The sequence below is a fragment of the Shewanella sp. SM55 genome (genome assembly GCF_025654025.1).
Classification (GTDB): Bacteria; Pseudomonadota; Gammaproteobacteria; order Enterobacterales; family Shewanellaceae; genus Shewanella; species Shewanella oncorhynchi.
Genome location: NZ_JAKKRS010000006.1, coordinates 88,845 through 112,954 on the forward strand (window position 1 = coordinate 88,845; position 24,110 = coordinate 112,954).

The window sequence follows — 24,110 nt, forward strand, 5'->3', positions numbered from 1 at the left end:
TTACACTACTGAATAAGCATTTTGCACTAAGGAACGTATGGTCGATTCTATGCATTCAACCGCGAGATTGAATTGAGTGTCATTTTCGGCGCCACCAAGGCTCAAGCGGATAAAATTATCATGGCAATTAAAGTCATCACCATTACGGACTAATATGCCTTTTGCGGCCAGTGCGGTAACGAGGTGATGGGCTTTGATATCTTCTGGCAGTTGTATCCAACCGTTTAACCCTCGCCAAGTTTGGGTTAATCCCAGTCGTTCGCCCATGGCGATACAGTGACGTTGGCGTTGACGTACGAGCGTATCTCGTTCTGCAGTGATATGACCTTTCTTTATCAACTGACAGGCAATTTCAATATTCAGCGGCGACACCATCCAGCATTGGCTATGAATAGCGAGTCGCACTTGGGCGATAAGGGGGTCAGGAACCAGAATAAAACCTTGCCTTAAGCCGCCAGAAAACAATTTTGACAGGCTGGAAATATAAATCACCCTTGGGATCGCCAGCTGTTTTGCTAATTGCCACAGGGGCGAATGCCATTCTTCAGGTAAACAATAATTCACGTCATCTTCAATGATATAGAATTGATATTGCTCTGATAATTCAAGGATTTTCTGCCGCTGTGATTCACTGTACTGAATGCAAGTGGGGTTTTGATTATTCAGTGTGAGATAGACTAATTTAGGGTTGTGGATCTGTAATAGGGCTTCAAAGCGCGGCAGATCTAATCCTTCGTGGATAAGGGGCACTCCAACGCTAGTGACACCAAGCTGTTTAGCACAAATTCTCACGCCTGGATAACTGTATTGCTCGTGTAACAGTACATCGCCTGTTGATAAAAATGCGCTCAAACAGGCAAAAATGGCTTGCTGGCCGCCATGGGTAAAGACCAGTTGCTCGGGCGTTTGCTGTATGCCGCGTTGGTTTAACCATTGGTGGAACACTTGTTGGTGTTGATCTAATGGACTGGCGCGATAACCGAGTAACTGACTCAATTTAGTGGGGTCTTTCGCTAATTGGCTGAGGCAATCGCTTAGGGTGCTGATTTGATCTGTGAGTGGCTGCTGACAGGTCGCCATATTCAATTGTACGTTACCCATTTCAGGTACAGGGGAGGCGTTGACATAGGTGCCATCTCCCACTCGTGCTTCGACGTAACCCCTTTGTTCCGCCAATGCATAGGCGCGGGTCACAGTGCCAATTGTGATGCCTAAGGTATCAGCTAAACGGCGCTGCGGTGGCAGTTTACTGCCTTGGGTTAACACCTTCTGCAAAATGCCTTGTTCTATGGCACTGACTAAGCGCTGATATTTCGGGCCTGAAAAAGTCGTTAGGTCTGGCGTCCAGATTGTACCCATGACAATAAATCCATTGATCTCTAATATTCTCCGTATATTATTTATTGCATCTTTTTATGTCAACAAATGTATGCATACAATTTAAGGCGAATATGAATACTGCACTGCTTTATGATCCACAATTATGGACTTTAATGGCCTCGACCGCGCTATTTTGCGCGACGATGACAATGACTCCCGGACCGAACAATATTCTCTTAGCTAGCTCTGGAGCGCATTTTGGTGTGCTGCGTACCGTGCCACATATTGCAGGGATCCGCTTGGGTTCGACCTCTTTACATCTTGCGGTATTATTCGGCCTCGGTACTTTGTTTGAAGCATTACCGGTATTGCACCAAGTATTGAAATATTTCGCTTTAGTATATTTGCTGTATCTCGCGTACAAATTAGTGACGTCGCCAGTGCAGAGCACGCATTTGGATGATGGACGAAAACCTATGACGCTCATTGAAGCTGCATTATTTCAATGGATTAACCCTAAATCTTGGATGTCGACGATTACCCTGTGTAGCGCTTTTACATTAAGTGGCGATGGCTTTTGGTTGAGTGCGTTTCTTGGCGTATTAATGTTCAACATAGTGGGATTTCCTGCATCATTTACTTGGGTATTTGTCGGTGCAGCGATCAGTAAGAAACTCAATACCGATAGACGTAAGCGCCATTTTAATTGGTTTATGGGTAGCTTGCTCTTAGTGTCATTACCTATGATATTACGCTAGCTTGGCTTGAATTAAGTGCCTAACCCTATAAATATTCTGAGGAAGACACTCGCGTAATGATTGGCTTTATGCCATAACCAACATACTATTGATGGCTTTTTAGGTAATGACCTTTTAGCTGAACATTTTCAGTCTCAGTTATACTTGTTGCTTATCTTGATAGTGTGTATATGGAGGTTGCCGAGTGAAGTTCCCTAGTTTGATTTCGTTTATGCCGGGATTGGCGCAATTATTACAATATGAAAAGCAATGGCTTAGGGATGATGTGCGCGCAGGCTTATCCGTTGCCGCTGTGGCATTACCCGTAGCGATTGCTTATGCCCAGCTCACAGGTGTGAATGCTGCCGTGGGTTTGTATTCCTGCGTATTGCCAATGTTGGTATACGCACTATTTGGCACCTCAAAACAATTAATCGTGGGTCCAGATGCGGCGACTTGTGCTGTTATCGCCGCGGTTGTCACGCCCCTAGCTGCAGGGGATAGCATGAAGCACTGGCAGTTAGTGATGACCATGACGGCCATGACAGGCTTTTGGTGCTTGATTGCGAGTCGTTTTAGGTTGGGGGTGCTCGCCGATTTTCTATCAAAGCCGATTTTGATGGGGCTGCTTAATGGCGTTGCAATTACCATTATCGTGGGACAGTTTTCAAAAATCTTCGGTTTTACCTTCGATGAGCGTTATCTAATCGAACGCCTCAGCGGTGCGCCTTCCTACTTATCCAAAACCCATTGGCCGACATTGACTATGGGGATTGTGACGCTAGCGACTTATGCCTTAGTGAAACGGTTTCGTCCCCAATGGCCAGCTTCTATGTGCGCAATGGCGATGGCAGCTTTCCTTGTTTGGGTGTTTAACCTGACGAGCTTTGATATTAGCGTCGTCGGAGAAGTGACCTCAGGATTACCTTCATTCCAAGCGCCTGTATTTGATTTAGGTATCGCCCGTGAGCTTGTGGTACCGGCGCTTAACTTAGCCATGGTGAGCTTTGTGAGCATGATGTTGACGGCTCGAAGCTTTGCGGCAAAAAACGGTTACGATATAGATGCCGATAAAGAGTTCAGGGCGTTAGGAATAGCCAATATAGCGTCTGCCATATCTCAAGGTTTTGCGGTGAGCGGCGCGGATTCCCGCACTGCGGTTAATGATGCCAATGGTGGTAAGAGCCAGTTAGTGTCTATCATTGCGGCGGTATTGATTGGTGTTGTGGCGCTATTTTTCACTGCGCCTTTGAAGTTCATCCCCAGTGCCGCCTTAGGTGTGGTGCTGGTGATTGCCTCTATCTCGCTTATCGATTTAAAGTCACTGTGGAATCTACGAGTGCGGGATAGGTCTGCTTTTTTACTTGCCTGTATCACCTTGTTCTCTGTGTTGTTTATTGGGGTTATTCCTGGGATAACCTTGGCTGTATTACTGGGTTTATTCCAGTTCCTCGCTACTGTGATGCGGCCTACGGATCAAGTGCTTGGTTTAGATCATAAGGGCGTTATCCGTAGTGTCGATGAATCGGGTAAAGCTAAATCTGTTCCAGGAGTATTTATATATCGCTTTAATTCGCCGTTAACTTACTTTAATGCGACGTATTTTAAGCGCCGTTTGCTGGAAAAGTTTATTCGGGAATCTGAGCCTGTCGATTGCATCATTATTGATGCAGTGCCTTGTTTTACCCATTTGGATTTAAGTGTGATGGCCATGTTGGCTGATTTGCATCAACTGCTTAAAAAACGTGGCGTTCGTTTAGTGCTTGCGGGACGTAAACGGCAGATGCTGAGTTGGTTTGAGCAAGCGGGTATGCAGACAGGGGAAGGTGGTATTTTGATCCGACCAGATTTGTATCTCGCCCTTAAAATGAATCAAAGCTATAAACAAGCCTTGGCTGAAGGGCAAGCGCCTGTGATCCAAAAAGTTCCTGATGACTCGGTATTATTGCACAGTCATTTGTAGTTAACTGTAATGCCTTGTTTGATTAAACTGTGTCGTAAAAATAGCGCAGCTTAAGGTTGCGCTATTTTTTGTATTAATTTGATAAGTAAATCAATGGTATGACTAGATTTTTGGAGGTATTCAGTTTTACCGTTTAGTCTTTGAGAATTCTATCTAGGGGAATAAAACCGTGAAAACCATAATAACCCATAGGGCCGAGTATCAGACTCAGTAGGCACCATAAGCACTTTTTGTTAGTGCTGAGATCAACTTTACTCTTGAAAGCCCGAAGGGCAAATAGACAATGCAATAGCACCAGGCCCCCAAGCATAATAACGATATTAATATCCATATTTTCCAACTGTCTTATCCTTGTGTTCTATCATTCACGTCCTTGAGTCTTTAGGCGTGGTTACTTTTCTTGAGAAGATTGTCTAGCTACGATTAGCTAAATTAGTTACCTAGTGGCAAATACCTTACTCGAATATTTTACCGATGGCTATAACATAAAATAAAAATAATCTTTAAATCTTATTGGCTTACACGTCTCCTAACAAGAAAATTGGAGAATGGCTAGCGTCCCAGATCACATATTTTTCCATCGCACGAATAAATATTTCACTCGAAATAAGTCGATTTAGCCAAGCGGCGACTCGCGGAAAATCATCACTAAGTGCACATTTAAGATCCACTGCGGCAAATTGGCGTACAAAAGGTACGATTGCGTAGTCGGCAAGGCGAGGTGTATCGGCGACTAAAAAGGGGTGTTGCCCTAAGCATGTTTCAAGTTGCAGGAGGAAATGACTCGCCTGCTGATAATAATAAGCTTGCGTTTGCTCAGGGTAACGGTCGGCATATTTATAGCGGTCAAGCCATGGTTTAAATTGCTGATCATTTTGCGCGATAAGTTGTGCCATTTTATCTTCAATAGCAGGACTTTGCTGACACAATAGCTCTAAGGGATCTGCTTGCGTGAGTGCCCAGCGCATGATCTCAATACTTTCGGCAATCACCTCGCCGTTTGCTAGTACTAATACCGGCACAGTACCCTTAGGTGAGGCAGCTAGCATTTGTGGTGGTTTGGCTTTAAGGGTGATTTCACGGACTTCAACATTGCATTGGGCTAATAAGAGTCCCAAACGTGCTCGCATGGCATAGGGGCAACGGCGAAAAGTGTATAAGACGGCTAGCGTCATTCGGATTTCCTCTACTGTGCGGCGCCATGCGTGGAAGTTGATGCGACTAAAGCTGATGTCAGCGTATTTATGCATGCTTATTGATGACGCGAGTATGCCAATGCGAATATTGCGTGCCAATCATGCAATATTCAAAGGGCGCAGATGGTAACGCTTTCATACTGGGATTTCTGCTTAATTTGTCATCATAGAATGATTTTTCTCACCACTGTGCGTAAAGAATTAAAGACCTTGTATTTTATCTGTGTTTATCTTGCTGTGACTCAGGTAGAATTCCGCGCTATTTTTGGGATCTGCAGCAAGGCTGCAGATGATTGATTTGTTTATGCACTGGAAATTAAGTTCCAGCCAGCAAAGAGGGTGTTATGGCTAAAGTTGTCGTATGTGCGTTATATAAATTCGTGTCGTTACCGCATTTTGAATCTATCCGAGCGCCATTGCTCGCTATGATGGAACAGGCCGAGATCAAAGGCACTCTGCTCCTCGCAAGTGAAGGGATCAATGGCACAGTTGCTGGCACTCAAGAAGCGATTGAAGCGTTATTAGTGTGGCTTAATAGCCAAAATGGCCTAGACAATATCGTTCACAAGTTATCATTTGACGATGAAATGCCGTTCTACCGCACTAAAGTCAAGCTGAAAAACGAAATCGTGACTATGGGCGTTGAAGGTATTGACCCACTTAAAGTGGTTGGCACCTATGTGAAGCCTCAAGATTGGAATGCGCTGATTTCTGATCCGGACGTGATTTTAGTCGACACCCGTAACGACTATGAAGTGCAAATCGGCACTTTCAAAAATGCCATTAATCCTGTGACTGAAACCTTCAGAGAATTCCCTGAATATGTGAAGCAGAATCTTGATCCTGCTAAACATAAGAAGGTCGCCATGTTCTGTACTGGCGGTATTCGCTGTGAGAAATCAACTGCTTATTTAAAAGAGCAAGGCTTTGATGAGGTCTATCATCTCGAAGGCGGTATTCTTAAATACCTTGAAGAAGTCAAAGCGGAAGAAAGCCTGTGGGAAGGCGAGTGCTTTGTATTTGATAACCGCGTTGCGGTAAATCATGACTTGAAGAAAGGCCAATACGATCAATGTAATGCTTGCCGTATGCCAATCACTGAAGCTGAAAAACAGAGCCCTGCCTATGTGCAAGGTGTCAGTTGCCCACATTGTATCGATAAAATTTCTGACGAGCAGCGTAAACGTTTCGTTGAGCGTGAACGTCAAGTGAATCTGGCTAAAGCCCGTAATGAAGCGCATATCGGTAGCGATGTAAATCAAGTGATTGAAGCGCGCCGTGAGAAAAAAGAAGCGCAGCGTCGACTCGCCGCCGAGAAAAATAACGCGAAAAAATCGCAAGCGCTTTAACTTTATATGCCATTAGATGAGTAGTGAGTTAGTCATGAGTTTGCACTGAGCTTGTTTGTCACTCAGGCAGTTTTCACATGGCTCTCACAGTGAATATGGCTTGCACTCTGGCCCGACTCGTTCGGGCCATTTTTTTATATAGATTTTAGTTTTAGCGTGAATGTGCTTTTAGGCCATTATTTAACTTATTATTTATCATAGCGCTATGCCGAAAACCTTAAATTTATGATAACTTTCAGTCGCTAGTATTAAAAACGTTAGTATTAACAACGCTAGCATTTCAAAAAAGTCGAGTGCTATATACGAAGGGAGCGATTCAGTGCAAGGTAGGCAAAGCGCATGAGCATTTGGAAAGAACTATACGATATTTTCGATAAGGAACGCAGTCGCTGGCAGCAATCGAGCGCCAGTAAGCAGGCGATTGCCTTCGAGTTAAAAGCCAATTTGGGTTTTCTGGCCGATGCCTTAAGCAGCGGTTTGTCGCAAAGTGCGATCGCCAGCGGTTTAGAATGCAGTATTTTTGAGGCAAAACTGAAAGAGGGCGCAGCACTCACTGCGTTAAATCACCGTAAAGTGACACTGAAATTTATTGGTGAATTTGCCGAGTTTGCTAAATATGTCGGTAAAGAGAACGACGCTTTAGTCGAGAATGCTTACGCTAGAATCAAATCGCTGCAGAAGTTAGTCGCGGCAGAGCCCAATAAAAATCATGATCTTAAGATTAAATCCCTGTTTCGCTTTTTAGTCTTTTTAGTGGCGCACCTTGAGGAGCAGCCATTGAGTCGCACATCAGCGAAAAAAGCCTAAGGCGGATGAGTGGCATTGGCTAGCTTGTTATTTGAGAGACAAAAAAGGCGCCTGTGGCGCCTTTTCTATGTTTGCGAACGTCATTGCTCAGTGTTTATAGCACAGTCTTTAAAAGGCATGTTTAAGAGCCATCTTTAGACTCACTCTTTAAAAGCCGCCATTGAGCTTAGCCCCTAGGTGGTTCAGTTTTGCTGTGATCTGCTTTATTGGGTTCGGAGTCCGCAGAACCTGGCTTGTTTGAAGCCGCATCGGCGTCATTGTCTGCTGCCGAAGCCTTCGTAGTACCTGGCTTTATCTGCTTATCTTTACCATGTTGACCGAACTGCGGCAGTTTGAACTTAGCACTGTACTTCAACGCAGCAAGATTGCTGGCGATGACACCGACGATCAAAATAATAATGATCCAGACTTCTAAGGTCGACATACTCAGCTCCTGTTTCGAATTGACTCGCGCACACCTAACGGGCGATTAATCAACCGCTAAACGTTGCTCACATTTACGAATGTCCTCTGGCGTATCAACTTCAATAGAATCAAAGGCGCTAATGGCGATTTTGATCTTATGGCCGTACTCTAATGCACGTAATTGCTCGAGTTTTTCCAGATCTTCTAGACGACCTAATGGTAGGGCTGCGAAGGCCTGTACGAATTTGCGTGTATAAGCATACACACCTAAGTGCTTATAAACGGGGTAATCTTGAGTATCGCGGCCAAAAGGAATACGCGAACGAGAGAAATACAAGGCGTAGTTGTTGTTATCGAACACCATCTTCACATGCATAGGATCGTCAAGCTCGGCTTTATTGACGATTTCAAAGCCTAAGGTGGCCATTTCAAACTCACCAGGGTGACGCTCGAAGAGGCTGATGACTTGCTCGATAGAGGTTGGGTCAATAAGAGGTTGATCGCCCTGTAGGTTGATCACTAAGTCGTCATCTTTTAGTCCCAGTTGGTTTATTGCATCATTGATACGATCTGTACCCGATGCCGCTTCTGGGCTGGTCATGACCACTTTGCCACCAAAACCTTCAACGGCCGCTTTAATGCGATCATCATCGGTAGCGACGTAAATATTGGTGAGGCCTTTGGCTAACGACGCGCGTTCATACACGTGTTGGATCATTGGCTTGCCGTTAATCGGGGCTAAGGGTTTGCCCGGGAAGCGGCTTGAACCGTAACGAGCCGGGATTAACAGAGTCACATTCATCAAATTATCCTACTTTTATCAAAGGCATACAGTGTAGATATACAATGCATATAGACAAAAGGGCTCACAATTGAGCCCTTTTAACATGTGTTAGAGCTTAGATACGACGGAACAGGGCAGTCAACATTTCATCTGTGACTTTCTCTTCCCAACCCGCGCCGTAAACGTTAGCCCATAGTGGACCCATGCTCTTAGTCACGGCAACCATTTTCGCTATGGTTTCGTCTGGCAGATCTTTACAGATGTTCTTCGGCAGCGTGATGTTATGTTTCTTCATCATCAGACGGAACTCTTCAACACCTTCTGGATAGAATTCTTCTAACACATCAAAGGCGATACAGTTGCCGATACCGTGGTGGTAACCCAGGATGTAAGACAGACCATAAGATACTGCGTGACAGGCACCCACTTGGCTGTAAGCGATACTCATACCGCCCATGAAAGACGCCATCATCAGCTTGTCGTCTTTTTCTACGTGGTCGTCTAAGTACACTTGGCGACATAAATCCATGGCTTTTTCAGCGTAGGATTTAGAGAATTCGTTTAAGAAGGTACCTTGTAACGATTCAACACAATGGATATAGCAATCCATACCTGTGTAGAACCATTGGTCCGTTTCCACGCCTTCGATTAACTCAGAATCCATGATGATTTGATCGAATACTGTGTAATCTGAGTTCAGGCCTAGCTTACGCACTGGACCACATAATACGGCGGTGCGTGACGCTTCTGCACCAGTACCAGAAATCGTTGGGATACCAATGTGGTGTACCGCGGGGTTCTTGATTAAGTCCCAACCTTGGTACATGGCAGAGCCACCTGGGTTTGTCAGCATCAGCGATACCGCTTTAGCCACGTCCATGGTTGAACCGCCACCTAAACCGACGACGCTCACTGGCAGTTTGCTATTGAAAGCTTGAACTTGTTCAGTCAGGGCATCGATTTGAATTGTGCTTGGCTCTTCATCAACGTTAACCCAAATTATCATGTCTTGTGCTTTAGCTGGAATGCGGCCCTCAAGGGCTTTGCCTTGATGCACGTCATCGACTAAAAACACCACGAAGTCGTCGGCGGTTTTACGTTCAGCAGCTAACACTTCATCCAATTGGACGAATGAGCCACGGCCGAAGATCATTTTTTCAACTACTTTAAAATTCTTAAAACTCATTGCAACAAACTCCCGTAGAATTATTGGGCAAATGCTTTCTTGATGTTTTCGATACGCTCGGCGATCTGAGCATCGGTCCAAGACAACTTGATGAGCATAGAAATCGTGCGGCTCATAATGGCATCGGATTTAGGCACAGAAACTTGAGTATAGTCAGGTCTGTCGGCGATTAATGTGATTGGCAACGCAGCAGATGCCTTAAGCTCCTGAATGTGTTTCCAGTTTTTCAAATAATGCCAGTTGTTTACATACCAGTAGAAGCAGCCATCGACGCCGTTTTCAGCCAGTTTTTTGCTGATTTCTTGCGTGCGCGCTTCGGTTGGCAACATAAAGGTTAAGAAGCCAGCCGAGTCGCCTTCGGGATCTGGGATCTGGCGGAAGGTGACTTCTGGAATAGCGGCCATTGCATCTTTAATGGTCTTTTTGTTTTTACGTTGAATATCGATAATGGTATCGAGTTTACGTAACTGCGCTAACCCTAAGGCGGCATTCATTTCCGAAATACGGAAGTTCAAGCCAATGATAGGGTGTGACTCTGCGCCGCGGTCTTTACCAATGTGGTCATGACCATGATCTGAGAACATATGCGCGTTGTTGTAGATTTCTGTGTTGTTAGTGATCACAGCGCCACCTTCACCACAGGTGATGGTTTTGACTGAATCGAATGAGTAACAACCCACATCACCGATAGTACCTAGGGCTTGGCCCTTGTAGCTACCACCGATGGCTTGGCAAGCATCTTCTAAAATCAGTAAGTTATGTTTTTTACAGACGGCTTTGATCTCGTCCATCTTCGCCATAGAACCGCACATGTGCACTAAGTTGATGGCTTTAGTGCGTGGGGTAATCGCGGCTTCGATACCTTCTGGAGATAAACACAATGTCTCATCGATTTCGGCAAAAATCGGAATAGCGCCTGCCATAAAAATCGCTTCAACTGAGGCTACAAAGGTAAAAGGTGGCACGATAACTTCATCGCCAGCACCAATGCCTGCAGCCATCATGGCCGTTTGCAGCGCAGCAGTACCGCTTGATAAAAGGTGAGCATGCTTCACGTTCATCTTCTCGCAAAGCAGTTGCTCCATATCGCGCGTCTTCCAGCGATCATTACGCATATGGTCGAAGTTGTAACGGAAGGTAAAACCGTTTTCCATAACGTCAGCGACTTCCTGCTTCTCTTCAGGACCAAATAATTCAAAACCGGGCATGGAAGGTATCTCCTTAGAATTTGTGGCGCATAGGTCGCCTGCAATTAACTGACGGATTATAACTGGCGTAATAGACCCTTGCGATGTTTTATTGCTGAAAATTGTCATGGAAAAAGAAAAACCTGCACAGGGGCAGGTTTTATCTGAGCATTGATGACACTCAGCGGGGTGTTGAAAGCCTACATTCAGGCTGTTAGCGTGGATTAGCTAAACCATGTTCACGGTCAACCGTGACATCTAAATCTGTCAGTAAACCGTTATCAATGCCGTAAATCCAGCCGTGTACCGCCACTTCTTGGCCGCGATCCCAAGCTTCTTGCACTATGGTTGAACTGGTCACATTAGCAACCTGCTCAATCACGTTTAGCTCGCACAGGCGATCAAAACGTTTGGCTTCGTCCATCTGTTGTAATTCTTCCTGATAAATACGATAGATATCACGTAAATGCCCGAGCCAGTTATCGATGAGTCCTAAGCGTTGCTGACCCATGGCTGCGCGCACACCACCACAACCGTAGTGACCCACCACCATAATATGCTTCACCTTGAGCACATCGACGGCGTATTGCAGTACAGATAAGCAGTTAAGATCGGTATGGATCACCATGTTGGCGATATTACGGTGAACAAAGACTTCACCGGGCATAAGATCAATGATTTGGTTTGAGGGTACGCGACTATCTGAGCAGCCAATCCACAGGTATTCAGGATGTTGCTGTTTCGCTAATTGTTCAAAAAAATCAGGATTTTCTTGGCGTATACGTCCGGCCCAGCGGCGGTTATTGTCGAATAAAGGTTTGAGTAGTTTCATTTTAACCTATTGTTTTATTGACATATAAAATGTCTTCTCATGCTCTAATTCATGCAAGCAGCACATTTTTAGCAAGAGTATACCAGCAAATTTGGCTCTGCTGGTCTATCCAATTAAGGTTTGAATCAGGATATTTAAAAATCGAGATTATTTTTTCTTAATAGTACTGCAAATGGATAAGCCCTCTCTGAGGGTTCAAGCACCATTTGATTTTGATAGTGTGTTTGTTGTTTATATCGCACAAATGCTGAGTGGAAACCTTGTCCGCCACAGGTTAAGGCGGACAAGGATGATGCAGTATGGGTTAGAACTTACTGATCACTTTCACGCTATCGTTGACTTCGCTGACGTCAACAAATCCGATCATATTGGGATTGGCGGCAATCAATGCGAGCATTTCAGCGCTGGAGTCGACGACTTTGGGCGGTTGACCTTGGCCTGAAAAGACCAGTTTTGACCAATAGGCTTTTAACTGACTCTCGGTTTTATTAAGGATCTGTTTAACAAATGCATCACGTGCGGGCGTGCCTTCAGGTTGATCGAGTGCGACGACAGTGCCACCACTGGGGAAAGACTTGAGTTTGCCTAAATAGATCCGTGAAATATCCGCAGCGCTAATTTCTGACGTATTAGAAGGGTGCACCACGACGGCAATTTCGGCTTGAACACAGGCACTGCCAAATAGAAGCGCACTGGCGACTAAGGTTTTTATCATCAACCGAGAACTTATTAATAGTTTCATGCTTAACTCCTTAAAAAACTAAGTCTATTGCCATACTCAGCAACTGTTCATCGGAGGACGGTTTGTCGTTACTGTAGTTGGTGTACTCTAGTTTCAGTGCGGCAGAAGGATGGAAATCCCAGCGGGTGCCTATGATGTAGTAGGCGCTGTCTTCCTGCTGTGCTTCAAGCGCCGCTTGTGTTCCAAAAACAAGCGGTGCGAGTGCAGCTTGGTTTGCCGGTGGCAGACCATTGTAAACAGGTAACATAGCGTCATAGGCATCGTATTGGGGCTCACCTTTATCAATACCGTAGGTTAAGTGGAAGGTGAAATCGTGATAGCGGATCCCGCCGGAAACAAAGGCTGAATCTTGAATATTAAAGCTACTGGGATCGACATCAATTCGTGTGTATTCGGCCAAAATAAACCATTTTTCGGCATCATATTTAACGTTAGCGCCAATGAGTAACGCGCTGTCATTAATCGGTAAAAGATCATCAACTACTTGCTGAGTAAAGAGTCCGGTTTGAGAAATTGCATTACCTAAGCCAAGCAGTGCGGGTAATTCGTAGGAGAAATCGGTGACTATGCCAATATTTAAACCGTACTCAAACCCTGAGGTTACAAAGTTAAAGTTCATTATGTGGCCCTCGGCGGAGAAGGGCGCAGGAGGCGTTGATGAACCTGTAGGCGAGTAGTCAGAAACTGAAGTGGTAATGTATTTATAGGTTAAACCTACTTCGGTATCGCCCCATAAATCGGCATAAACTAAGCCTACACCTTCACCTGAATTAAATGGCAGTGAATAAACTCCGCGGGGCGGAGTGATCCAATGATAGGCATAGCCGACATCAATATAATCGGAGTATTTATAGAGATTAAAACGTTGGCGACCCGCCATAAGCATAAGTTTGTCGCTGATGTCATAGGAGATATAAGCCCATTCGAATTCAGCGCTATAATCGTTACTGCCTCTGGATAGCACTTGTGCAGTAGCTCTTAAGCCACTACCAAGATCGGCGGTAAATTGTAAGGCAACTTTGGAATCATTATTAAAATCGAGTTCTTTATCGTAACCATAATAGCTTTTATCGTCACTTAGACTTGAGCCCGCGACAATAGAGGCAAATCCATTTATTTGAACATCGGCATAAAGAGACGGTATATAAAGTGTGCTGAATACGCAGAGGGCAACTGTACTTTTTCTCATGGCAGAATACCTTGTTGAGGGAATACAGTATAAAGGTAGTTGATAATTAGTGGATTTCACCTTTGTGCAACATTTTTTAAGCCGCTTGGAACAAAAACAAGGTCTTTACTTGTTAATAGAGGCTTCACAGGTGAGTTTAATGAAACGAGGCGTGCTCAATAACAGACTTTAATAAAGTAAAGCCTAATGTATTTATCCATAAAATAGGAATTAAGTATGGGTGAGCAATATTGATATAAGCACATCTTAGTAACATGTGCTAAGTAGAAATACTCATCTTCAAGATGCGAGTTTTCGCACCTTGAAGCGTAGATTTAGCGATTGATTAATAATGTTTAGCCAGAAAATCGGCTAAATGTTGGTTAATAAATTCCGCTTGTTCGAGAGTTGATATGTGTCCTGCCGCAGGAATATGCACAAGTTGGCTGCCGTCAATGGCATCACTCATCAGGTAACTTTCCAATACGCTGCGGGCCTTATCTTCCACGCCAGCCATGATGAGGCAGGGTAGCGTCAATTGCTCGGCGTATTCCATGGTATCGCGACGACCAAAAATCATTCGTCCAAGTTTAACTATCGTGGGGATTTGCTCCGCTGTGATACTGGCAAGTGACTGTTCAAAGCCAGTAACCAGTTCAGGAGTGTTATTTGCGGCATCATTGGCGAAGAATAAAGGTGAAATCGCACTGATCAGCGGCGCAGGGATCGCCTTAGCGGCGGTAATCATATCCAGCATGCCATCATATTTCGCACGGGTGACTTCGGGTTCGAAGCCGATAAAACTGTTGAGCATAACGAGGGTTTTAACTCTTGTTGGTGCTTTCAGTACCAATTCTGCGCCCCACATAGCACCGACAGATTGTCCGACAACACTAAAGTGAGTTATCTCAAGAGCATCCATTAGCTCAAGCATTTGATCGGCTATATCGAGTAGCGTTTTGCAGTTATTGGGCAGTAAATCTGACTGACCATGGCCCCAAAGTTCAGGCACTATGCATCGGTAATGGGCGCTTAAGGTGGCAATTTGAGGCGCCCACATAGCGCTATCCCATAAATAACTATGCCCAAACAACAATACAGGGCCTGATCCGACATCAAGGTAACTTAATTTTCGATCGGCAATAACAAGCTGCTGACGGTGTGAAGAAAAATCCATAAAACCTACTTAATCAAATATATCATTGTGTTAAACCGCATTTTGGCGCCCATTTTGACGATATTGCGCTAGGCTTAACCTGTGTTGACTGACCTTGGCGAGTATTTCGTGATTAGGGCTGAGCGATACGCAGCACGTATTCATCTATTAGACTGTCTAATCGGGCGAGTACTGCATCTTTTAGCAACATATCACTGTTTTCTAACAGGATTGCCAGTTCGGCACGATCGAATTGTGGCAACAATAACTGCGCTACAGGGAAATAGCTGATATGCCAAGGCTCAGGACTTACCGCACTTTGTCCCTGCTGAAACGGGAAGTAAAAGCCAAAATCATGGGCATTTTCTACCAGCCAAGCATGCAATTTAGCGCAGGGACCATCCTGAACATATTCAGCTTCAACAAGGCGCAGGGTTTTAACATCAATTTGAGCCGCATCGAACACATCGAGATCGGTACCCCAATGGTGGCGTGAAGCGCCAGGCAACGCCGACCAGAGCAAAATCAAGTCAACTATGGCATCGTCACTTAAGCCCTGAATATTGACCGGTAACTCATTGGCATCCAATACCGCGCGTTTACCACTAGCCTTGGCATTCCAAATTGCCAGTTGCCGTTCAAAGGGACGATGAGCCGAGCAAATCGCGAGTTTTATGCCCGCATCTTCAGCTTTTGCCGCCATAGACTTAAAGGCGATAGCTGTGTTCTCCTCTAACCCAAAGCTATGATAACTAAGGTGATACGGGCTTAAATAATCCACCAATTCAGGGGAGCTTAAGCCGTAAAGCTTTGCGGTTTCGGGACGGATCTTCAGATGTGCTAACACAGTAATTGTTCCAAAATGACTTCATAACACAGGGCTAACTGCTCAAGGTCGTCCACTTTAACGCATTCATTCACTTTATGAATGGTGGCGTTGACAGGGCCAAGCTCTAACACTTTGGCGCCCGTTGGCGCGATAAAGCGACCGTCTGATGTGCCGCCTGTGGTTTGCGGATCGGTTTCATAACCTGTGACTTGGCGGATCGCGATACGAGTTGCATCTAATAACGGGCCATCACCGGTTAAAAAGGGAAGGCCATTGAAAATCCAGCTGATATCGTAATCTAGCTCATAGGCTTTCAATAGAGTTTCAACTCGCTCAATCAAGATTTCGGCGGTCACTTCGGTGGAGTAACGGAAGTTAAACATTACTTCCAGTGCACCGGGGATCACATTTGATGCACCTGTGCCGCCATTAATATTGGCAATTTGGAAGCTGGTGGGCGGAAAGAACTCATTGCCATTATCCCAGTGCATTTGACTTAGCTCGGCCAAGAAAGGCGCGGCTTTGTGGATTGGATTATCGGCAAGGTGTGGATAGGCCACGTGGCCTTGAATGCCTTTCACGGTTAAGTTGCCAGTTAAGCTGCCGCGGCGACCATTTTTGACCACATCGCCCAGCTTTAGGGTCGATGAAGGCTCGCCGACTAATGCCCAGGTGATCTTCTCGTTGCGCGCTTCTAAGGTATCAATGACTCGCGTCGTGCCGTTGATGAATGGACCTTCTTCATCGCTGGTGATCAAAAAGGCGATAGAGCCATGATGATCGGGATGTTTAGCCACAAACCGCTCGGTGGCAATGATCATAGCCGCCAGTGAGCCTTTCATGTCCGCTGCGCCTCGGCCATATAAGTAGCCATCAATGATGGTGGGCACAAACGGCGGCGTGTGCCAGCGGCTCACATCGCCTGTCGGCACAACGTCTGTGTGACCCGCAAAACAAAAAACGGGGCCTTCATTACCACGGCGAGCCCACATATTGGTGGTGTCTTCAAATACCATAGGTTCGATATTAAAGCCGATGGCGCTGAGTCTTTCTGCCATTAAGGTTTGGCAGCCTTCATCAAGCGGCGTCACCGAAGGGCGGGCGATCAGCGCTTTTGTCAGTTCTGTAACGGGATAATTGTCGGCTGGCATCATACTGAGAATACTCTTTTATAGGCGGCTTCATCAAAGCCAATCAGCACTTGTTCACCGACGACTAAGACGGGGCGTTTGATCAGTGTCGGTTGCGCCAGCATAAGTTGAATGGCTTTGGCTTGATCGATATCGGTTTTATCTGCGTCACTGAGCGCACGAAAGCTCGTGCTGCGCTTATTGAATACGGTTTCCCAGCCTGAGGTGTTACACCAGAATTCGAGGTCTTCTTGACGTAGGCCGTCATCTCTAAAATCATGGAAATGAACTGGAAGTTGATGATTTTCAATCCATTTACGTGCTTTACGCACTGTATCGCAATTCTTAATACCGTAGAGGGTCAAAATGATGCTCCAGTGTGGATGGACGCTTGGCTTGCAAGCATTGATTTTGCTGGCATTGTGGCATTGTGCGCCGCATGTCACAAGTGGGATGTGTTACTGAGATAGCGTGAGCATAAAATGTCAGTGTGCTTGAAGCGTATTGGGATTATCGGGTGATGTCTGTCACTTTATGTAACCAAACGCCCTCAGAGCGTTTAGTCATATCTTGCTGCTTACTGATGCCGTATAGCACGCTTCATTGAGTGCGCTGCGGGCTTAACGGTAATGGGATGGCGTTGACTAAAGTTGCCAATTTAAATCAAAATCATAGCGAATGCCTAAGGCTATGATAGTGTCGTCTTCACGTTGATCATTATTTTGTTGTAAATATTCTAAATGCATGCGGACATTTGTTGCGGCTTGCCACTCTAAGGTGAGATTGTAGCCATCATAATTTTGGCTGCTGGTATCTTCTATCCCATCTTCAAACCTGAAGTATCCTAGTTTCAGCTTATAAGCTTTCGCAACTGGAATCGCGATGGCGCTATCAAATGTATTACCGGTTCTATTGACTGCGGTTTCAAATTCGTAGTCTTTATGCTGATAACCAACGGCGGCATATATGCCATTGCTAAATTCATAGGAAATGACGCCCCCGGCCAGTTGTTCTTCTCCAGTCATAATATCGTTCACATAGGTATCCTGTTGTAAGTAGGCGATACCTACGTGAAATCCACTCTGGTTAAATCCTACGCCGACATTAATTACATCGGCACCACTGCCACCTGAGTTACCATCAAAAATGGCTGAAGCCATTAAGGTGATTGGCTTAATGTTAAGTTCATAGATCAAGGCATTATCAACAAAAAATGGACTCTCTTGGTTATAACCAAAGGGGCTATTCGCATTGTTAAAGATATCGACATATTCAGCGACTAACGTGTACTGCACCGGCCTTTGGCGCCCAAAAGTCAACTTGCCATAGGGAGAATCGATCCCCGCAAAGGCGAGTCTCGCCTCGCCGAATCGGCCATTGTCATCGAGACGGATTTTCCATTCACCTTGGGCAATGGCACGCCAACCAGAGGCGAACTCGGTTTCAGCTTTAACCCCTAAGCGGGAGAGTGCATCGCCGATATCCCACACATCCTCACCTTTGTCTTGGTATTCTAAGGTCGGACGTAGTGAACCGTAGAGGATAAAACGACTGTCTTGTAGGGAGGATTGCAATGAGGGACTGGCAGGCTCCGCTTTGGCTTGTTGCTCAAGTTCTTTAACTCTTTGCTCGAGTCGTTGCAGTCGTTCCGACTCTTCTGTGGTTGTTTGGGCATTAGCCTGTAGTGGGATCTGAAGCATGCTAACTATGACGAACAACGTTATTTTGCTCATGATGAGGTCCTGTTGTTAGTAGATGTCATGGTGAGCCATGGATAAAATCATGGCTCACTGGCTTAGACTATGAATTTATTAAGGATTGCATCTTGTTCTTTGATGTATTGAGTTTGCGTATGCATGGCTGTATTTGCATGAACTGCAGTGTCAGAAACTTGGACTGATAAATCTTTGATCCTGATAGTATTATTGTTAATTTCTTCAGCTACTAAACTCTGCTCTTCTGCTGCAGAGGCAATTTGTAGGTTCATATCACTTATCTGTAATATTGCTTCACGAATTTTGTTTAATGCGGTATTAGCACCTTGGGCGCGTGTAACCGCATCTTCTGCATTATCTTTACTTTGGCTCATTACCTCTGCAACAGCCCTTGCTCCTGCTTGAAGTTGCTCTATCATGTTACGGATTTGAGTTGTAGATTGTTGAGTCCTTTGGGCGAGGGTTCTGACTTCATCTGCTACCACAGCAAAACCACGACCAGAATCACCAGCTCTTGCTGCCTCAATGGCGGCATTTAAGGCTAATAAATTTGTTTGATCTGCAATGTCATTGATCACTTTCAATATTGTGGCAATGTTGTCAGTTGCAGATTCTAATGTTTTGACTTCAGTGACGGCCATATCGATTTTTGATGACAGGGCATTAATGGCATCAGTTGTATCGCTGACGATTTTAGAACCTACACTTGTTGCTTCATCTGCTTCTTTCGCAGCAGAAGCCGCGCCTTGGGCATTACGGGCTACGTCAGTTGAAGTGGTTGCCATTTCGTGCATGGCAGTTGCAAGTTGTTCTAGTTCATGCAGTTGCGAGTTCATGGCATCAGTAGATTGCTGTAATTCTAGCGATGTCATTTCTGAACTTTTATGGATGAGCTGGCCAATGGATTTAGATTGAATGATCAACTGTTGTAGATTTGCCGTGAAGGTATTGAATCCCAAGGCTAACGCTGAAAACTCAGTGTCTGTTTTAGTATTTAAGCGTTGAGTCAAATCACCTTCGCCAGAAGCAACATCTTGAATTGCATCGTTTAATGTTTGTAATGGGCGCATTAAGGTTGTGATCAATAGTAGTAGGGTTGTGATACTGATGATTAAGGCGATAACGGAATAGAGAATAGAGCTATTGCGTAAGTCCGTCACTGCAGCATAGGCAATCTCCTCATCCAAGATAACACCAACATACCAGTCCTCTCCCGCAACGCGTGAGAAATCCAAGGTGAAACTTTTTCCCTCTATGGTTACTTTTTGTGGCGTTTCCATCACTTTGACATTGGGTAAATAATCGGCCATAAGAGTGCCATTTCGTTTTTCCTCTGGGTGGGCTATGGTCGTTCCATCCCCAGAAACAATAAACACATGGCCAGCGTTGAAAAGTTTGACCTCATTGACGAGTTTGGCTAACCCGACCAAGCTAACATCGTAGAAAATGGCACCGATGAATGTACCTTGATCTTTCACGGGCGTCGCAATTGAGACGAGAATTTCACCGGAGGCTGAGTCCGCATAGGGAGCCGTGATGATTAATTTATCGGCTTGTTTTGCATCGAGATACCAAGGCCTTACTCTTGGGTTCCATCCCGCACCTGGATCCCAGCTAGGATTATTATTGATATTCGTGCCATCTTTTTCATAACCTAAACCGACGAGAATAAATGCATTTTTAACTATGGGGCGAGTGATGACTGCGCTGATGTGTGCGGGCGTGAGATCTTGTTCCAGTAGGCTGGTCGTATAAGCTGCCAATTGTTTACGGGCTTCAATTTCCGATGAAACCGTATTTCTAACCCCATCGACGATTTCGGTGACACTGGCTTCCACCTGTGCCTGCATTTCATTCTGAATCGAGTAGTATTGTTTGGTCGTTAGAAGCGTTACTGTCACTAACAGTAACGCAGAGGATGCGGCGACAATCTTATGACTGAACTTCATTGTTATTCCTCTGTAATATTAAAAGCACCTTTAGATGTATAGTCATGATTTCGTTCGAGAGCCAGCGGGTGCATTGATCTTTTTGCTTTTTGTGACCAATGTGAGCCGATACTCTGACGCTCGAATAGCACTCGCTATACAGGATAGGGAGTTTTGTTGGCCTGGTTGTCTTAGTCTACTCGGCCTGCAAATCGCCACCTTGCTAACGTGCTTTCGATTGTCATTCAATCCTACATCTGGGTGGTTGATATTTGGCTTATTCTGTTTTAAATCAGTTTGAAACATTATGTCGGTTTTGCGATGAAAAAATTTCAGCTATCGGACAGGCCTCTTCGCGAGGAAAGTGGAGATAAATAAAAGGCTGGCGCCTTTGGGGGAGCCAGCCTTTTTATATCAATCAAGGGTATTTTCAAACTGCTAATTCAAACACTTAAAGTAAAGCTTGATTAGAGCTGTACCGTAAAGATCACGTCTTTACCTGCGGTGACACTACCTTGGGCTTTGTCGAGGTATTTGACATCTTCCATGTTCGCCAAAACGACAGGAGTGAGTAGGCTGTCGACTTGGTCTTTTAGATAATCAATATCGAATGACAGGATCGGATCGCCGACTTTCACTTCTTGACCTTCCTGGGCTAAACGTTTAAACCCTTTGCCTCTCAGCTCGACTGTACCTACACCAAAGTGAACAAATAGCTCTAAACCTTGGGGAGACTCAATACTGAATGCATGATTTGTCTCAAAAATTTTACCTATGGTGCCGTCGATAGGCGCCAGAATTAATTCGCCTTTGGGAGCGATAGCGATGCCATCACCGACAATCTTTTCAGCAAAAACCACGTCGGGGACTTTTTCAATGGCGACGATATCGCCGGAAACGGGGGCATATACCATGATACCGCCAGCTAATTGAGTCTGGCCCGATACCAAGCGCCTTATTCGGCTTAAAAATCCCATAATCTAGAGCCTCTTTTGCTTGTTTTTGTCATTGTTTTTGTTCTGTAATGCAGCATAACGAATAAATGTCTCTATTTATAGCTTGTTATACACTGCTGTAAGCTTGCAATTCTATCTTGTTGTAATGCCGTGTGCGCTAATGCCGAAAATTGTGTGATGCTGCCTTGGCAAATAGCTGCTTTCACTTCTAAGAGTGAGCTTAAGTTAACACTGAGTTCGTCCAACCCCATGCCGATTAACAGTGGCGCAATTTGCGGTGAACTGGCGAGTTCACCGCACAGAGAAACTTTAACATTAGCGGCCTTAGCTTGGGTTATTGTCATGTTAATTAAGGCTAAAATGGCAGGCGAAAGGGACGGATAGTCACGGGTAAGCTGCGGGTTTGTCCTATCGGCGGCCATTGCATATTGGGTCAAATCGTTGGTACCAATGCTGACAAAATCGAGTCTTGGCAGCATAGCGTTGAGGTTGAATACCGCAGCAGGTGTTTCGACAACGATACCGTAGCTAAGTTCGCCATAGCCTTTCTCTTCTTCTTCCAAGGCATCTTGGCACTGGGCAATGAGTGCAAACACCTCGTCCAATTCTTCGACTTGATTGACCATAGGGAACATCAAACGGATCGGGCCATGGTTAGCGGCACGCAGAATGGCCCTCAATTGGGTTTTAAATAATTCTGGGTGCGCCAAGGTGTAGCGAATGCCGCGAAGACCCAAGGCGGGATTATCTTCAATTTCTTGGCATAAACAGGGTAGTTCTTTGTCTGCACCTATATCTAAGGTACGGATGGTAAAGGTTTTACCGCCTAGGGTGTGCAATGCATCGCAATATAAGCTGTATTGGGCTTTTTCATCGGGCAGGGTGGCGACGTTCATCAACATAAATTCGGTGCGAAACAAACCTATTCCATCGGCGCCGACATCGCTGACATGGGTGATGTCGTTGAGATTACCCACGTTTGCCATGAGTCCCACAGTATGACCGTCTTGGGTTTGCGCTGGGACATCCTTGTAAGTTTGAAGTGCTGCGCGCCTTGCTTGTTCATGGTGAAAGGTGACTGTGAGTCTTGCCTGTTGGTCTGGATTGGGATTGACACAAAGTTCACCCGCGAGTGCATCGAGCACTAAGGGCGTGCCGTTGGGAATAGAGTCTGCGTCGAACTGACAACTTAACATGGCTGGAATGCCGGCTGCTCTGGCTAAAATGGCCGTATGGCTCGTTAAACCGCCCGTTTTCAGTACAATACCGCAAAGGTTTTCCCGCGGCAGTAAGGCAAATTCGGCGGGGGTCAAATCCTGCGCTAATAAGATAGTGGGTCTATCGAGTTTTTCGAGTCCTTGAGCTAAATGGCCGTTTATCGCCGCGACGACTCTTTGGCCTAAACAGCGCACATCTTGGGCTCTATTGGCTAAATAGGGATCATCTAAGGATTGTAACTCATTGGCCTGATGGGCAAAAATACGTTCAACCGCCACACTTGCCGACAATTGTAAGGTGCGAATGGCATCGTTCACTTGCTCGATTAATTCATCGTCTTCTAATAACAATAAGTCGGCTTCGATCAACTGATAATTTTCGGAGTCACTATCGAGTGCAGCTTGACTGTGGGTCAGTTGTGCCTGTAGTTCTTGCAAGGCTTTGGCAAATTTACCCTGTTGTTGAGGGATTTTAGACAGGGGAATAGGGCGATAATCGAGGTGATGTTCGGTGTGGAGCAGGTGAAGTGCCTGTCCAAAGGCAATTCCCGATGACACTATAATCCCCGTTATTGACATATCCCTTCCTAAATTAACCACTGAACTGAGTGTCCGTTAGCGATAGCGAGTCTAGTTGAGTGACGCTAAGCTTGTAAAGTGTTTGTATGTAAAGCATTAGCATGCCAAGACGGTCAAGATGAGTTTTTTTGCGTGTCGGTTAAATCTGCAGATAAACGCACTTTAGCGCAAGAAAAGGCCTAGCTTAGGGTTATGAGCAGCTCAGAGACTTTCTCAACCGCGGCCTGTGCCTGTTCACCTTCGGCAAACACTCTTACCGTGACGCCAGAATATAAGCCTAAGGTTTGTAGCTTAAACAGACTCTTAGCACTGGCTTGCTTACCATTACATTCGACCATGACATCACAGTCAAAGGTTTTGGCTTCTTTAACCAGTAAGGCTGCTGGACGGGTGTGAATGCCATGTTTGGCGGTAATGGTGACTGTTTTTTCGTACATAGTAGATGAGCTCATATTTAAAGGGGTATTACACTTCGTCTTTCGATTCTATGATGTGATAGCCCTGTTTTTTCAAGGCGGCGATGGCACTTTTGAGACGATTATTTTTTACTAAAATGTAATCGGTATCAAAGGTCGAAATCGCAAAAATACTGATTTGTTCGTCCGCTAAGGTGCCAGACACTTTAGATAAAATGCCTGTCATCGAAAATCCCAGTGGCCCGAGTACTTCAAAGCAACACCAGCCCGGTTCTTGCTCTAGGCTGTCGAGTTCCATTTCACTGGAAACGACTAAAGATAAACCTTCTTGGGTCTTACCAATGAAATACATGTCCTGTGCAAAAACCTCACTGGGCAATACGGCATTCGGGCTAAAGCTATGAATTGTGTACTGTTCAGGGTGAACGGCTAAGGTCATTCGCATGGCAGTGTCTCGGTTGGATTTTTAAGGCTAAAGCATACCGCATATCAAACGTTAGCGTGACAG

The 24,110-nt window shown here is 45.3% G+C and carries 25 protein-coding genes; 5 read left to right on the forward strand and 20 right to left on the reverse strand.

From position 1 onward, the window contains the following. Entirely contained in the window at positions 1 to 1,359 is a 1,359-nt protein-coding gene (locus L5L91_RS09750; protein ID WP_263236288.1) for a PLP-dependent aminotransferase family protein, read from the reverse strand. A 92-nt stretch (positions 1,360 to 1,451) separates the two neighbouring features. Here L5L91_RS09750 and L5L91_RS09755 point away from each other — a divergent pair, with 92 nt between their 5' ends. Both L5L91_RS09755 and L5L91_RS09760 read left to right on the forward strand, forming a co-directional pair. Beyond that, positions 1,452 to 2,078, forward strand: a complete 627-nt coding sequence (locus tag L5L91_RS09755; RefSeq protein ID WP_263236291.1) for a LysE family translocator — start codon at positions 1,452 to 1,454, stop codon at positions 2,076 to 2,078. Between the two features lie 184 nt (positions 2,079 to 2,262). Continuing rightward, positions 2,263 to 4,020: a SulP family inorganic anion transporter gene (locus L5L91_RS09760; RefSeq protein ID WP_105252613.1), complete on the forward strand. Its 1,758-nt coding sequence runs from the start codon at positions 2,263 to 2,265 to the stop codon at positions 4,018 to 4,020. A gap of 133 nt (positions 4,021 to 4,153) precedes the next feature. On the opposite strand, the gene L5L91_RS09765 is transcribed toward L5L91_RS09760, so the two are convergent. Further along, a complete protein-coding gene (locus L5L91_RS09765) occupies positions 4,154 to 4,351 on the reverse strand; it encodes a hypothetical protein (RefSeq protein WP_028760072.1) in 198 nt (65 codons plus the stop codon). 187 nt (positions 4,352 to 4,538) lie between these two features. Continuing rightward, positions 4,539 to 5,195, reverse strand: coding sequence for a glutathione S-transferase (locus L5L91_RS09770; RefSeq protein WP_263236293.1), 657 nt, complete (start codon positions 5,193 to 5,195; stop codon positions 4,539 to 4,541). A gap of 144 nt (positions 5,196 to 5,339) precedes the next feature. Between L5L91_RS09770 and L5L91_RS09775 the strand changes: the two genes are divergently transcribed. The 3 genes from L5L91_RS09775 to L5L91_RS09785 all read left to right on the forward strand — a co-directional run bounded on the left by L5L91_RS09775 (position 5,340) and on the right by L5L91_RS09785 (position 7,372). After that, entirely contained in the window at positions 5,340 to 5,513 is a 174-nt protein-coding gene (locus L5L91_RS09775) for a hypothetical protein (RefSeq protein ID WP_198573292.1), read from the forward strand. Between the two features lie 47 nt (positions 5,514 to 5,560). Then, on the forward strand, positions 5,561 to 6,565 hold the full coding sequence (locus L5L91_RS09780) for a rhodanese-related sulfurtransferase (RefSeq protein WP_028760070.1): 1,005 nt from the start codon (positions 5,561 to 5,563) through the stop codon (positions 6,563 to 6,565). Positions 6,566 to 6,904: 339 nt separating this feature from the next. Next, the gene (locus L5L91_RS09785; protein ID WP_263236296.1) at positions 6,905 to 7,372 is read left to right on the forward strand and encodes a hypothetical protein; all 468 of its coding nucleotides are present in this window, start codon (positions 6,905 to 6,907) and stop codon (positions 7,370 to 7,372) included. Between the two features lie 166 nt (positions 7,373 to 7,538). On the opposite strand, the gene L5L91_RS09790 is transcribed toward L5L91_RS09785, so the two are convergent. The 17 genes from L5L91_RS09790 to L5L91_RS09870 form a co-directional block, all read right to left on the reverse strand. Then, complete coding sequence (locus tag L5L91_RS09790) at positions 7,539 to 7,796, reverse strand: DUF2897 family protein (protein ID WP_263161033.1); 258 nt, start codon at positions 7,794 to 7,796, stop codon at positions 7,539 to 7,541. A 45-nt stretch (positions 7,797 to 7,841) separates the two neighbouring features. Further along, the gene (gene kdsB / locus L5L91_RS09795) at positions 7,842 to 8,579 is read right to left on the reverse strand and encodes an 8-amino-3,8-dideoxy-manno-octulosonate cytidylyltransferase KdsB (protein WP_006081834.1); all 738 of its coding nucleotides are present in this window, start codon (positions 8,577 to 8,579) and stop codon (positions 7,842 to 7,844) included. Between the two features lie 97 nt (positions 8,580 to 8,676). Continuing rightward, the gene (gene kdnB, locus L5L91_RS09800; RefSeq protein ID WP_028760066.1) at positions 8,677 to 9,747 is read right to left on the reverse strand and encodes a 3-deoxy-alpha-D-manno-octulosonate 8-oxidase KdnB; all 1,071 of its coding nucleotides are present in this window, start codon (positions 9,745 to 9,747) and stop codon (positions 8,677 to 8,679) included. A gap of 20 nt (positions 9,748 to 9,767) precedes the next feature. Further along, positions 9,768 to 10,955: an 8-amino-3,8-dideoxy-alpha-D-manno-octulosonate transaminase KdnA gene (gene kdnA, locus L5L91_RS09805; protein WP_028760065.1), complete on the reverse strand. Its 1,188-nt coding sequence runs from the start codon at positions 10,953 to 10,955 to the stop codon at positions 9,768 to 9,770. Between the two features lie 193 nt (positions 10,956 to 11,148). Further along, on the reverse strand, positions 11,149 to 11,766 hold the full coding sequence (can, locus tag L5L91_RS09810; RefSeq protein WP_028760064.1) for a carbonate dehydratase: 618 nt from the start codon (positions 11,764 to 11,766) through the stop codon (positions 11,149 to 11,151). 304 nt (positions 11,767 to 12,070) lie between these two features. Continuing rightward, positions 12,071 to 12,508: a phosphate ABC transporter substrate-binding protein gene (locus L5L91_RS09815; protein WP_105252606.1), complete on the reverse strand. Its 438-nt coding sequence runs from the start codon at positions 12,506 to 12,508 to the stop codon at positions 12,071 to 12,073. A gap of 10 nt (positions 12,509 to 12,518) precedes the next feature. Beyond that, complete coding sequence (locus L5L91_RS09820; protein WP_131524474.1) at positions 12,519 to 13,697, reverse strand: porin; 1,179 nt, start codon at positions 13,695 to 13,697, stop codon at positions 12,519 to 12,521. A 325-nt stretch (positions 13,698 to 14,022) separates the two neighbouring features. Next, positions 14,023 to 14,853 (reverse strand): alpha/beta fold hydrolase, encoded by an 831-nt coding sequence (locus L5L91_RS09825; RefSeq protein ID WP_263185440.1) that lies wholly within the window; start codon positions 14,851 to 14,853, stop codon positions 14,023 to 14,025. Between the two features lie 112 nt (positions 14,854 to 14,965). Then, positions 14,966 to 15,679: a M15 family metallopeptidase gene (locus L5L91_RS09830; protein WP_263236298.1), complete on the reverse strand. Its 714-nt coding sequence runs from the start codon at positions 15,677 to 15,679 to the stop codon at positions 14,966 to 14,968. Beyond that, a complete protein-coding gene (gene dapE / locus L5L91_RS09835) occupies positions 15,673 to 16,812 on the reverse strand; it encodes a succinyl-diaminopimelate desuccinylase (protein ID WP_173248640.1) in 1,140 nt (379 codons plus the stop codon). Before dapE ends, L5L91_RS09830 begins: the two co-directional genes overlap by 7 nt. Beyond that, on the reverse strand, positions 16,812 to 17,156 hold the full coding sequence (locus L5L91_RS09840; protein WP_263138725.1) for an ArsC family reductase: 345 nt from the start codon (positions 17,154 to 17,156) through the stop codon (positions 16,812 to 16,814). The genes dapE and L5L91_RS09840 overlap by 1 nt, the downstream gene beginning before the upstream one ends. Positions 17,157 to 17,435: 279 nt before the next feature. Beyond that, entirely contained in the window at positions 17,436 to 18,524 is a 1,089-nt protein-coding gene (locus L5L91_RS09845; protein WP_263236301.1) for a porin, read from the reverse strand. 62 nt (positions 18,525 to 18,586) lie between these two features. Continuing rightward, positions 18,587 to 20,455, reverse strand: coding sequence for a methyl-accepting chemotaxis protein (locus L5L91_RS09850; protein WP_263236304.1), 1,869 nt, complete (start codon positions 20,453 to 20,455; stop codon positions 18,587 to 18,589). A 446-nt stretch (positions 20,456 to 20,901) separates the two neighbouring features. Then, positions 20,902 to 21,411, reverse strand: a complete 510-nt coding sequence (crr, locus tag L5L91_RS09855) for a PTS glucose transporter subunit IIA (RefSeq protein WP_006081821.1) — start codon at positions 21,409 to 21,411, stop codon at positions 20,902 to 20,904. A gap of 71 nt (positions 21,412 to 21,482) precedes the next feature. Further along, entirely contained in the window at positions 21,483 to 23,186 is a 1,704-nt protein-coding gene (gene ptsP, locus L5L91_RS09860; protein WP_263236307.1) for a phosphoenolpyruvate--protein phosphotransferase, read from the reverse strand. A 179-nt stretch (positions 23,187 to 23,365) separates the two neighbouring features. Then, positions 23,366 to 23,623: an HPr family phosphocarrier protein gene (locus tag L5L91_RS09865; protein ID WP_028760055.1), complete on the reverse strand. Its 258-nt coding sequence runs from the start codon at positions 23,621 to 23,623 to the stop codon at positions 23,366 to 23,368. Positions 23,624 to 23,651: 28 nt separating this feature from the next. Continuing rightward, on the reverse strand, positions 23,652 to 24,047 hold the full coding sequence (locus tag L5L91_RS09870; RefSeq protein WP_028760054.1) for an ACT domain-containing protein: 396 nt from the start codon (positions 24,045 to 24,047) through the stop codon (positions 23,652 to 23,654). Positions 24,048 to 24,110: the final 63 nt, after the last annotated feature.